The 12,956-nt window shown below is 37.4% G+C and carries 10 protein-coding genes; 4 read left to right on the top strand and 6 right to left on the bottom strand.

Annotated elements, in window-relative coordinates; genetic code table 11:
- The first annotated feature begins 21 nt into the window (after window positions 1-21).
- The 3 genes from AB4J89_RS02190 (at window position 22) to AB4J89_RS02180 (ending at window position 1,549) form a co-directional block, all read left to right on the top strand.
- Complete coding sequence (locus tag AB4J89_RS02190; protein WP_088495323.1) at window positions 22-603, top strand: hypothetical protein; 582 nt, start codon at window positions 22-24, stop codon at window positions 601-603.
- A gap of 128 nt (window positions 604-731) precedes the next feature.
- Entirely contained in the window at window positions 732-1,148 is a 417-nt protein-coding gene (locus AB4J89_RS02185; protein ID WP_368467922.1) for a hypothetical protein, read from the top strand.
- Window positions 1,148-1,549 carry a hypothetical protein gene (locus AB4J89_RS02180; protein ID WP_088495321.1) on the top strand — a complete coding sequence of 134 codons (402 nt, stop codon included), beginning with the start codon at window positions 1,148-1,150 and terminating at the stop codon, window positions 1,547-1,549. Before AB4J89_RS02185 ends, AB4J89_RS02180 begins: the two co-directional genes overlap by 1 nt.
- Window positions 1,550-1,716: 167 nt before the next feature.
- Here the strand turns inward: AB4J89_RS02180 and guaA are convergent, their stop codons facing one another.
- Complete coding sequence (gene guaA / locus AB4J89_RS02175; RefSeq protein WP_088495320.1) at window positions 1,717-3,294, bottom strand: glutamine-hydrolyzing GMP synthase; 1,578 nt, start codon at window positions 3,292-3,294, stop codon at window positions 1,717-1,719.
- Window positions 3,295-3,395: 101 nt separating this feature from the next.
- The gene (guaB, locus tag AB4J89_RS02170; RefSeq protein WP_088495319.1) at window positions 3,396-4,862 is read right to left on the bottom strand and encodes an IMP dehydrogenase; all 1,467 of its coding nucleotides are present in this window, start codon (window positions 4,860-4,862) and stop codon (window positions 3,396-3,398) included.
- 169 nt (window positions 4,863-5,031) lie between these two features.
- Here guaB and xseA point away from each other — a divergent pair, with 169 nt between their 5' ends.
- Window positions 5,032-6,414 carry an exodeoxyribonuclease VII large subunit gene (xseA, locus tag AB4J89_RS02165; protein ID WP_088495318.1) on the top strand — a complete coding sequence of 461 codons (1,383 nt, stop codon included), beginning with the start codon at window positions 5,032-5,034 and terminating at the stop codon, window positions 6,412-6,414.
- Between the two features lie 101 nt (window positions 6,415-6,515).
- On the opposite strand, the gene AB4J89_RS02160 is transcribed toward xseA, so the two are convergent.
- The 4 genes from AB4J89_RS02160 to AB4J89_RS02145 form a co-directional block, all read right to left on the bottom strand.
- Window positions 6,516-8,759: a TonB-dependent receptor gene (locus AB4J89_RS02160; RefSeq protein ID WP_368467921.1), complete on the bottom strand. Its 2,244-nt coding sequence runs from the start codon at window positions 8,757-8,759 to the stop codon at window positions 6,516-6,518.
- 166 nt (window positions 8,760-8,925) lie between these two features.
- Entirely contained in the window at window positions 8,926-11,094 is a 2,169-nt protein-coding gene (locus tag AB4J89_RS02155) for a S9 family peptidase (RefSeq protein ID WP_088495316.1), read from the bottom strand.
- 27 nt (window positions 11,095-11,121) lie between these two features.
- A complete protein-coding gene (locus tag AB4J89_RS02150; RefSeq protein ID WP_227718996.1) occupies window positions 11,122-11,904 on the bottom strand; it encodes an energy transducer TonB in 783 nt (260 codons plus the stop codon).
- Window positions 11,905-11,949: 45 nt separating this feature from the next.
- Window positions 11,950-12,819 (bottom strand): ChaN family lipoprotein, encoded by an 870-nt coding sequence (locus tag AB4J89_RS02145; RefSeq protein WP_368467920.1) that lies wholly within the window; start codon window positions 12,817-12,819, stop codon window positions 11,950-11,952.
- Between the last annotated feature and the right edge of the window lie 137 nt (window positions 12,820-12,956).

Genomic DNA, 12,956 nt, shown 5'->3' with positions numbered 1-12,956 from the left:
TTAGGTGGTTTATAAACTAAAATGATCAGCTCACAACAAGCACAAGGTATCGTTCTTAATCACTGTCATTCATCACCTTGTGGTGAGAGATTTGCTATTTATTCTTGTGAGTTATCGCCTAAACAAGATTTTTGGATAATTCGTTGTAACTCTGAGCATTATGTTATTTATAATCAACTAGAGCATTGTTATGTTGGTGTAAATGCCTATTTAGTGGATACCTTGACAGGTAGAATTGATATCATTGCCAGTGGAGAAAGCGTCGAGGATTTTCTGCAAGATATTTATGATACCCAAACTGCTGGCAGTCAGTTTTATCTTCTTCGCCCTACTTTTTCTAAAGAAAACAAAATTGCATTACTTAATTTAAAACAATGTCTAGGATGCGGATATACCGACACTATTAAATTACTTACCATTAATAGAAATTGGTTTACTGGTAAACGCCGTTTTTTACAACATATACAGATATTATTAAATAAGAGAAATATTAATACAGAAATTATTTTAGCAGATAAAACTGAAAGTATAGTTATTATTGATAATAGTACATGGTTTGAAGAGGATATAAAAAAAGAATTAAGGAAGATTATTTTAGTTTAATGGCTTAATTATATTTATAATAAATAGTATGCTTGTATCCTGCTAAAAAATGTATTTTTACTTTTTCTAGTATTTTTTCATGTGGAAATTTACTGTAATATTCAACCAAATAGTCTTGGTTAAATATTATGAAAAAGAAAGAATTAAAAGCAATTAAAGGATTAAGTGAGGAGAACACAGAATTTCTTACATGTATTATTCTTCACATGTTAATTCCTTTGTTACCTCTTTTCTTGGAAACATGGAAAATGCAAGGATATCCATCAGACGCCACTCTGACTATTACAGCTTCAATGTACTCGATATCTATTGGCTTATCTTCTAGAAATAAAGCTATTTTTTCCCTTTGCTTTTTTATTAGTATACTTTTTTCTATGGCCTTTGGTTTTATTCTTAGTAATACAACAGAGACTTTACCTTTAGTAAAAATAAGTTCAATTACTACTATTGTTCTAATATTCAGCATTCATACTTGTGAACGCTATAACAAACATGTTGTTGAATGTATGCCTTATTGGAACTTTAATAATGGGAGTTCACGTTAATGAATTTAATCACCATTCTTCCTGCTATACTAAGTTTATTAGGTACTGCAATTGCCTTTTACGCGATGTTGCAATCTACAAAGAAATTACATTCTCGTTTAAAGATAGAACGAAAACTTACATATAAATTAGCACAAGAACTTAAAAGTAGAAATATCAATTTAGATATTATTGATTTAAATAATCTTATTATTAAAAATAGTAATGAGGATAATATTCTTTCATTAAGACAACAAATTGATGATGCAATACACGTTGTTTTGCAAAATTTTGTTGAGTCAGAGCAAGCGTTAATAAAAAAATCATTGGAACAACCTTCAGAACAAGGTCAGATTCATTATCTTAAAAAGTTATTGAGTAATTCATGTCGAGTCAGAATGATTAAGTGTACCTCGTCTTGATTTTTTATTAATACAGGTTTGTATATTGATAAATATATAACTACTTCACCATAGTGATTACTAACTTTAAAATTGTACAATTGCGTACAAAAAAAGCCACCAGTACATAACTTACTGATGGCTATTGGTTTTTTAACCTTTATCAACTATTACTGATAAACGGTATTTTATTCCCACTCAATCGTTGCTGGTGGTTTACCGCTGATATCATAAACAACGCGGGAAATACCACTAACTTCATTGATAATACGGTTAGAAACGCGACCTAAGAAGTCATATGGTAAATGCGCCCAATGTGCTGTCATAAAGTCCACAGTTTCAACTGCACGTAATGAAACAACCCAGTCATATTTACGACCGTCGCCCATAACGCCCACTGAACGTACAGGTAAGAACACGGTAAATGCTTGGCTTACTTTATTATATAAATCAGCTTTATGCAGTTCTTCGATAAAGATAGCATCAGCGCGACGTAATAAATCACAGTATTCTTTCTTGATCTCACCTAATACGCGAACCCCTAAACCTGGGCCCGGGAATGGGTGACGATAAAGCATGTTGTATGGTAATCCTAACTCTAAACCAATCTTACGCACTTCATCTTTAAACAGTTCTTTTAATGGCTCAACTAAGCCCAGTTTCATATCGTCTGGTAAACCACCTACGTTATGGTGCGATTTAATCACATGAGCTTTACCTGTTGCAGATGCAGCAGACTCAATCACATCAGGATAGATAGTGCCTTGTGCTAACCATTTAACTTGTGGCTGTTTAACAGCTTCTTCATCAAAGATTTCAATGAATGTATGACCAATGATTTTGCGTTTTTTCTCAGGATCGTTCTCGCCTTTTAACGCAGTTAAGAAACGCTCTTCCGCTTCAACATGGATAATATTTAGGTCAAATTTACCTTTAAACATTTCCATGACTTGTTCTGCTTCATTCAGACGCAATAAGCCGTTATCAACAAATACACATGTTAAACGCTTACCAATTGCACGGTTTAACAATAATGCAGTTACTGATGAGTCAACACCGCCTGATAACGCTAAAATAACGTGATCATCACCAATTTGCTCTTTTAAACGAGCAACCGTGTCTTCAATAATTGCAGCAGAAGTCCACAGCGCATCACAACCACAGATATCTAAAACAAAACGTTTTAAAATCGCTAAACCTTGATGGGTATGTGTAACTTCAGGGTGGAATTGAACACCATAAAAACGTTTTTCTTCATTCGCCATAATAGCAAATGGGCAAGTTTCAGTGCTTGCTACTGTTACAAAGTCTGATGGAATAGAAGTTACTTTGTCGCCGTGGCTCATCCATACATCTAATAATGGTTTACCATCATCGCTAACTGAATCTTGAATATCACGGAATAGCGCACAAGTTTCACGAATTTCAACTTGTGAATAACCAAATTCACGCTCACCAGAAACTTCGACGTCGCCACCTAATTGCATCGACATCGTTTGCATACCATAACAAATTCCTAATACAGGAACGCCTGCATTGAATACGTATTCTGGTGCGCGAGGGCTGTTGTCTTCAGTAGTACTTTCAGGGCCACCAGACAGAATAATACCATTAGGATTAAATTCACGAATTTGTTCTTCTGTAACATCCCATGCCCAGAGTTCACAATAAACGCCGATTTCACGGATACGACGAGCAATAAGCTGCGTATACTGTGAACCGAAATCAAGGATAAGAATGCGATGATTATGGATATTTGCTGTCATTTGTGGTGAATTCCAAAACAGATAAAGTCATAAAGTTGAAAGGCTTGCCAATTTATAATTAAAACACGGTAATAACTAAAACAAGCCTTTCTCGGAATAAATTACATACCTAAGCGATAGTTAGGTGATTCTTTCGTGATGGTCACATCATGGACATGGCTTTCTTGAATACCCGCACCACTGATACGAACAAATTCAGCTTTGGTATTCAAATCTTTAATTGTTGCGCAGCCTGTTAAGCCCATGCACGAGCGTAAACCACCCATTTGTTGATGCACGATAGTTTTCAATAAACCTTTATAAGCAACACGGCCTTCGATACCTTCTGGTACTAATTTGTCTGCTGCATTATCAGTTTGGAAGTAACGATCTGATGAACCTTTAGACATCGCACCTAATGATCCCATGCCACGATAAGATTTATAAGAACGGCCTTGGAACAGTTCGATTTCGCCCGGAGATTCTTCAGTACCTGCAAACATTGAACCAACCATAACGCAAGCTGCACCTGCTGCTAATGCTTTTGCGATATCACCTGAAAAACGGATACCGCCATCTGCAATAACAGGAATGTTGCGATCTTTCAGCGCCTCAACGGCATCTGCAATAGCGGTAATTTGTGGTACACCAACACCCGTTACGATACGAGTTGTACAAATTGAGCCTGGACCGATACCTACTTTAACTGCGCTTACACCTGCATCTGCTAGTGCTAATGCACCTTCTGCGGTTGCAACATTGCCACCAATAATAGGTAGATTTGGGTATAATGCACGAGTATCACGAATACGCTGTAATACACCTTCAGAGTGACCGTGAGATGAGTCAATAAGTAAAACGTCAACACCAGCAGCAACTAATGCCGCAACACGCTCTTCATTACCTGCACCCGCCCCAACAGCAGCACCAACACGTAAACGACCATGTTCGTCTTTACAAGCATTTGGTTTACGTTCTGCTTTCTTGAAGTCTTTTACAGTGATCATACCTTTCAGGTGGAAGTTGTTATCAACCACTAAGGCTTTCTCTACACGTTTTTCATGCATTTTTTGCATAACAACATCTCGTGCTTCGCCTTCTTGTACAGTCACTAAGCGCTCTTTTGGTGTCATTACCGCAGTAACAGGTTGGTCTAAATCAGTAACAAAACGAACATCACGACCAGTAATAATACCCACTAATTCGTTGTCATTAGTCACAACAGGATAACCCGCAAAGCCATTGCGTTCAGTCATTGCTTGAACTTCACGTAAAGAAGTTTCTGGTGTTACGGTGATAGGATCAGTGACAACACCACTTTCATGTTTTTTCACACGACGAACTTCTTCAGCTTGACGTTCGATAGACATGTTTTTGTGGATAAAACCAATTCCACCTTCTTGAGCTAATGCGATAGCTAAAGGCGCTTCAGTCACAGTATCCATTGCAGCAGAAAGCATAGGAACATTTAGGCGGATTGTTTCAGTCAGTTGAGTAGACAAGTCGGCAGTATTAGGAAGAACAGTGGAGTGTGCAGGAACTAACAAAACATCATCAAATGTAAGTGCTTCTTTTTTAATTCGTAACATAGCAATATCTCACCAAGGCGGCTTTTAGGAAATAGAAAATATTGCCGCGGAATTATACACACCGTAATCGGTTGCTTCTAGCTTTTTTTCAAAATTTTTATTGATCCTGCCACTAACTTAGGTAGTATCAATCAATTAAGTCTTTGTTTTAAAATTTGATCTGGCTCACATGACACTACCGATAAACAATAATATTTTTACTGTTAGCCGTCTAAATAAGACCGTTCGCCAGTTATTAGAAATGGAAATGGGTCGTATTTGGATCAGCGCTGAAATTTCCAATTTTACTCAACCCTCTTCTGGTCACTGGTATTTTACGTTAAAAGATACTAATGCCCAAATTAGAGCGGCGATGTTTCGTGGGCAAAATACTAAAGTTACTTTTCGCCCTCAGCATGGTCAGCAAGTTTTAGTGCGTGCAACAATTACATTGTATGAGCCAAGAGGTGATTACCAATTGATTGTTGAGAGTATGCAACCTGCTGGTGACGGGCTTTTACAACAACAGTTTGAGCTATTAAAACAAAAACTCAGTGCAGAAGGTTTATTTGATGCTATTCATAAAAAACCCCTGCCATCACCCGCTAAACAAATTGGTGTTATCACTTCATCAACAGGAGCAGCACTACACGACATTTTAAATATTCTTCGTCGTCGTGATCCCTCTTTGCCTGTTCTTATCTATCCAACTGCCGTTCAAGGTGCTGAAGCGCCTATGCAGATTGTTCATGCCATCGAACTGGCTAACCGCCGTAAAGAATGTGATGTTTTAATTGTTGGTCGTGGCGGTGGTTCGTTAGAAGATCTCTGGGCATTTAATGATGAACGCGTTGCTCGTGCTATTTTTGCCAGTGAAATTCCGATTGTAAGTGCTGTTGGCCATGAAACTGATGTCACTATTGCTGATTTTATTGCCGACCTTAGAGCCCCAACCCCTTCAGCAGCAGCAGAACTTATTAGTCGTAACAAACTTGAGCTATTGCGCCAATTGCAATCACAGCAACAACGCCTTGAAATGGCGATGGATTACTATTTGGCGAAAAAATTACGTGCAATAACACAGCTTCATCATCGTTTACAGCAACAGCATCCTCATTTACGTCTTGCTCGTCAGCAAAATGTATTAGCTTCAACACAACAGCGTTTAGTTGCTAGTTTTCAACGGTTATTACAAACCAAGCAACATCAACAAACACAACTACAAAAACGCCTTAATTACCAAGAGCCTAGTTCCCAAATTCAAGCATTACTTCGCCAACAACAGCTGTTGATTTACCGTATGCGAGAAAGTATTTCACAACAGCTATCTCGTCAACGTGAACAATTCGCTATTAGCTGTTCTCGTTTAGAAAGTGTGAGTCCTCTCGCAACGCTTTCTCGCGGTTACAGTATTAGCGAAACAGAGTCTGGAGAAGTGCTGAAAAATACCAAACAGGTGAAAGTGGGTGATCCACTAAAAACGCGTGTTGAAGATGGTTGGATAACCAGTGAAGTGGTTAAAACACAAAAGATAAGAGCTAAACGTAAGACCACCTCTAAAAATGATGATTAACCTCCTATCAAATATAGGTCAATATAAATACAAAAGGAAAACGGCATCAGAATAATATTGATGCCGTTTTTTATTATTTATACTTTAAGATAATCATTACATTAAAAGCGTACTTCTCCTGCAAATAAGTAGCTTCGACCTCGGGCAGTTTGAGTATTACTTCCCGGCTCTTGCATCATTGGTGCTGAATTACTTCTATCAAGCGCATTAGAATAGTTTTTATTCATTAAATTATGTACTGCAAATTTCAAAGAAATATTTTTATTAATTTTGTAATTACTATAAAGATCAATGACTGTCGGGATATTATCTTGTTGCACCATAGGAACTTTACCCGTATCAAAATCAACACCTTCAGGTGAAGATTTACGCGATTTCCCTGTTATTTGGATCACTGTACCTAGTTCTAATGACTGGTCATCAAAGAAGCGAACACCAGTATCAATAGTGGCATAATACTTAGGTAATTCAGAGGCAGGTGTTTGACCAAAGTCTGTACTGGCAATCGAAGTCGGTTGAGATGTACGCTGATCGCTATAAGAAAGGTTTGTATAAAATACCCCTGCATCATAATTTGCTTGAAGTTCATAACCCCGCAAAGTTACAGGCTCAAGACTATTGGTATACAGGAAAATATTGCCATCATATTCGATTCCCGCATAATCTTCATCCGTTAAAGAACCGTCATTTTTACAACGCACACCACCTTTACAAACAAAATAAGAATCACTAGAAATGTAATCTTTAATTTTTGTGTGATACCACAACCCTTTAAATCGTAAGCTGTCACCCTCAATAATTAAATCAGGACGATAGCTATTAAAACCCAATTGAACAGTATCTGCCTTTTCACTTTTTAAAAATGGATTCATTGAAGCACCACCTTCATTGGCAAAGAAGATCTCTTGCGACGTAGGTGCTCTCATCGTTTGTGCATAACTAACAAACGGTTGAAATTCAGGAATAATTTCAGCAGAAAGTAACATTCCTGGGTCCCAATTTCTATCATGGCGATTGACATTCCATTCACCTTCAGGGAAGCAAGCTGCGCGTGGATCGCAAGCAGGTTTTCGCCCTTTAATATGATAATCGACATAATTTAAATTTAGGTCGAGAGTATAAATATCGTATTCAAATTTCATTTGTGAGAAGAAGCTGGTTAAATCATTTTTTCCTTGAGGCGCAAAGGAATTATATTCAACCATATTTTGTGATTGCCATGGATCAGTAGAAGGTGCAATAACACTACGTTTGTATTCTGTTGACATTAATTTTGAGCCAAGTGTTAATGCCATATCCAATTCACCGTAATTAAAGCGACTGGTATTTTTCGCCACTAGTGAGTCTGATATATTTTTGGCATTTGCTTCTCGCAAACTCACAAGAGAATCACCCTCAAATTTTTGTGATGCTTGGCTGTGGCTAAGCAGAATTTCACTATCAAATAAATCATTTAACGGTGTATAGCGATATTTTGCATAATAATCTTTAGCATCTATTTTGCGACGATTAAAATTGTTGTTATAAAAACGACCACTTAATTCTAATTCATGAGAATCATTCGGCTTTATATTTATTTTAGTAAGTTCTGAGTGTGGTCTTTGATTAAATTCTTTGCTTGTCGAAAATTCTTCACTATTAAAACCAGCACCATTTTTATAAGAAGACTCTATTTTGTGTCCACTTAACGCAAACATCGCACCCACTGTACCATTATCATTAAATAATGAACGTTGGCCTGCCACCGCAACCATGCCGTTATAACCTAAGCCATTCGTACCACCAGCCGCTTTACTTCTTATCCCCCAAGAGTGGTTTTCAAATAAAATATCTTCAACACCAATGGTTTTAAAATTAGCACTTCCTGCTAGGGCATTAATACTATTTTCACCATCTTGTTGACCACGAGAAATATCGATTTTAATAATAAAATTCGGATCAATCATGGTATTAAATTGATTGTAAGGTTGTGCGCCATGCGCATATTGACTGGGTGATGTGCTATACATAGTTTGTGTAACACCATCTACCATCATATTAACGCGCCCAAAACCACTAAGTCCGCGAATATTAACACTCACACCAGGTTGGCTTACATCCATTTGAGTATACGTGCCCGGCGTTGATCGTAATGCTTGTTCAACAGACTCAAGATTATTAATTTCACCAATAGAACTATAAGCACCCGGTTTTCCTAATGCTTTCTGTTCTGGTGTTTCTTTTTGTGCTGATGAAACTTTTAAGCTACTAAATTGAACCGCTTTATCCGCTTCAGATGCGATGACAAGATGATTAACACCCGAAAATAAAATAAGAGTGCTAAGTATTTTCCTTGTAAATTTCATAATAAACCTATTCTTTATTTTTATTTAAATAGGCTCACGTTGCTTTATATAAAGTAATTAAACTAGAAAATATTATTATTGTTATATTCGATTTAAATAATAGCGCTGTCTCTCTTAAAGAGAGACAGGCTAATTTTATTAAAATTATTTATTATTACAGATTATTCTATTTTATATTTTGAGCTTTAAAATAGACTTCAGGTTGTTCTAACATCAGAATAAAGGCATATTCTTTTGCCGTATCGCGTAAGCGATTAAAACGTCCTGATTTACCACCATGTCCTGCACTCATATTAGTATCAAGTAATAGTAGGTTATTATCTGTTTTTAATTCACGCAATTTAGCAACCCATTTTGCAGGCTCCCAATATTGCACTTGTGAATCATGTAATCCCGTTGTGACGAGTAAATGAGGATAGGCTTTAGCAACGACATTGTCGTATGGGCTATATGATTTTAGACGGAAATAAACTTCTTTATCCGCAGGATTTCCCCACTCTTCATATTCCCCTGTTGTTAAAGGAATTGAAGCATCAAGCATGGTTGTCACAACATCCACAAATGGAACTTGAGATACAACACCACGGTATAATTCTGGTGCCATATTCACAACAGCGCCCATTAATAAACCACCCGCACTGCCGCCCATAGCGTAAACGTGTTTAGGCGCTCCGTAACCATTGGCAATTAGGTATTTAGTGGCATCAATAAAGTCGGTGAAAGTATTAACCTTATGTTCCATTTTACCTTGGTTATACCAACGCTTACCTAATTCACCACCACCACGCACATGCACAATCGCATAGACAAAGCCTCGGTCTAACAAACTTAAACGAGGTGAGCTAAATGAAGGGTCAATGCTACTACCGTAAGAGCCATAACCATAAATTAAAATAGGGTTTTCACCTTTCTTAAATAAGTCTTTGCGATAAACCAATGATACTGGAACTTCAACACCGTCTTGTGCTTTTACCCAAGTACGTTCACTTTCATACAGATCGCGTTCAAAGCCTTTTACCTCTTGCTGTTTAAGCAGTTGCTTTTGGTGCGTTTGCATATTCCATTGATAAGTTGAAGATGGTGTGGTCATAGAAGTATAACCAAAGCGAAGCTCTTCACTATCTGCTTGAGGGTTAAATCCTAACCATGCCATATAAACAGGATCGTCAAACGTAACATTGGTTGATTGACCTGTTTTCCAATCAATTTGACGTAATGACACTAAACCTTGTTTTCTTTCTTCAACAACCAACCAGCGATTAAAGAGATCAAAGCCTTCTAAATCGACATCTTTTTGTGGCGCAATGACGGTTTCCCAAGGCTTATCAATTGAGGCCGTTTTATAAAGACCAAACAATTCACTCTCATGATTCGAACGAATATAGAATTCGCCATTAAAATGGTCGATATCATATTCACGTCCTTCTTGACGTGCAGAAAAAATAACCATCGGTTTTTCTGGTGCATTCGCGTCAATTAAACGAGATTCTGAGGTGGTTGAACTTTCAATAGAGACCAAAATGTAGTCTTCAGATTTGCTTTTACCCATCCATGTATAAAAGCGATCATCATTTTCTTCGAAGATTTTGACATCTTGTTTACGATCAGTGCCATATTGATGGCGATAGATTTGATAAGGCAATAGTGTTTGCGGATCTTTATCAACATAAAATAGTGTTTTGCTATCATTTGCCCACACTAAGTTTGCTGAAATATTGGTTAACACATTCTCTTTCCATGTGTTATCCGATAAATCTTTATAGGCAACATTATAGTTTCTGCGCCCTTCCTTATCTTCCGCAATAGCAATACGTTTGTTATCTGGGCTAATAGTTAAATCACCTAATTGATAGAATTCATGCCCCTTAGCACGTTCGTTTCCATCAACGAGGACTTCCCACTCACCTTCGCTATTAACTGGCTTGCGCTGATAAATTGGAAAATCTTTACCTTCTTGATAAATAGTACGATAAGTATAGCCATTATAAATATAAGGCACAGACTCATCATTTTGAGCCATACGGCTGACCATTTCATTGAAGAGTGTTTCTTCAAGGGCTTTACCTTCTTTCATCACTGATTCGGTATAAGCATTTTCAGCATTCAGATAATCAAGCACTTTAGGATCTTTGCGTGAATCATCTCGTAGCCAATAATAATTATCGGTGCGCGTATCTCCATGATCTGTCATCACATGAGGTACTTTGTTCGCTTTTGGTGGCATCACTAGGGAGTCCTTCTGATTTTGAGCCAATGCAGGTGTTGATGAAATTAACAATGCCATGATCGCACTCGTTAATTTCAACGTCATCCGTTTTTTTGTTGCGACTAACATAACGTTTTATTTCCTTTTGACCTGTCGTTAGAACGTTAGTGTAGAAAACTCAATTGGCATTTCAACCATTATTTTACCTTTCGTCAGTAACTCTACTGGTGGTATAGGTAAGGGTTCCGCACGTTTGAGTACTCTTTGTGCTTCTCTGTCTAAAGAGCGCACGCCACTACTGAGAATTAATTCACTAGAGATGACATAACCTTGTTCATCTACAAAAAAGCGCACTTTAGAAATACCGGTTCTACCTTTGCTTTTTGCTTCTTCAGGATAGGCTTTATAGCGATTAAGATGCCCTTTGGTTTTAGCTTGCCATAATGCTAACGCGCTTTCTGAGCTATCTGAATCGCTGTCATAATTTGCACTAACATCATTAGATTGTTGTCTCGCCGCCGAACGACTACTTGAAGGCGCTGATTGGCTAGACACATTTTCACTAATAGTGGGTGCAGGCTTTACTGGAGAGGTAATCGGTGTCACTTTAGCTGTTTGCTCTACATTGACTCTTTTCTTCGGTTTTTCTAGCAAGATATCTGCATTTTCATTCACAATAAGATCAGGCTGTTTTTCAGCAATATCTTGCTCTACCTTTTTTTGGCTCGCTACCGCCAGTTGTTGATCGACTCCTACAACCTGTTTTTCATCGCTGAGTGCTTGTACGTTTTCACTTAAGCTCATCATTACAGCTAATTCAGGCTCTTGTATAAATACCGTATTCTCTTTATTGAAATAAAAATAAGCCATGACAAAAATAGCATGTACACCGATAGCCAAAATTAAAGCTTTAGAACTACAAAGCTGAAATTTTGGCATTTGATCCATACAAGAAGAAATAAGCATATTCGTGTTATCAAGAAATTAAGGTAATGCGACAGGTGTTATCCAAAGATAATCGGCATGAACTGAAGTAACATCACTTCCCTCTTCTGCCATTATCACGACTGTCACGCTTTCATTCGGTGCTAAATCAGCAACGTGTAAAGGCACACCCATTACTTTTGTCGCATGAAAAGAGCCAGCAATTAAAAGTGCGGGTGTCGGAGCATCTAATAAACTTTTAGCCATTGCACGATCACGCAATTGCTGAATAACTGTCATTTTTTCTGCTTGAGTTTTATCAAGCGCACCACCATGAGAAAGCTCGATTGTTTTTTGAATGAGTTGACGAACGGATATATCAGTTGAATGCACACCATCAATAATAGGAGGATTTTTATACGCACTAGATATTTCACTGCGATCAATATTGGCGGCTAACAAAGGATAATCAGCACTCAACCCTGCTTTAACAATGTTGCCATACCATTTCCAAGGCCAGCCTGAATTCCATTTCAATGCAGCCATTAATCGCTCATCACGTAAGTATTCAGAGCCTGAATAACGTTTCTTTGTGTTATCAACTAATGATTGTTGGCTTGGTGTTAGCATCTCAAGTAAAACCGCACCTTGAGGGCGTTTTTTAGGCAGTTCTGTCATCAACCAATATTCAATATCATGATGATAAGCATTGTCATGTTTTTCACCAATAATCACACGTGATTGGCTTGCTAACCGTGTTAGCAGTGTATCTGCCGTGATGGATTGCCCGGTCTGAGTATCAATGATGTTTGCCGACTGAATAATTGCCAGATCTACAGTTGATGCAGGTTGTTTTTCTATCGAATGACATGCTGAAAGACTAATTAATGAAATTAGTAGCAAGATCCTTTTTGATATTGAGAAAAACATAATCATCCTATTAGTTATATATACTTATTTTAGTTGGGCGAATAGGTTAATATTATTGCTAATAATTATCAATATCATTCTTATATTAATTTGCATTTAATGCTTTTGTGCCTATTTTAGAAACACAAAAAAAGCGC

The sequence above is a fragment of the Proteus sp. STS61-E genome (assembly GCF_040932335.1).
Lineage (GTDB): Bacteria > Pseudomonadota > Gammaproteobacteria > Enterobacterales > Enterobacteriaceae > Proteus > Proteus mirabilis_B.
This window is presented reverse-complemented; position numbering and strand designations above follow the sequence as displayed.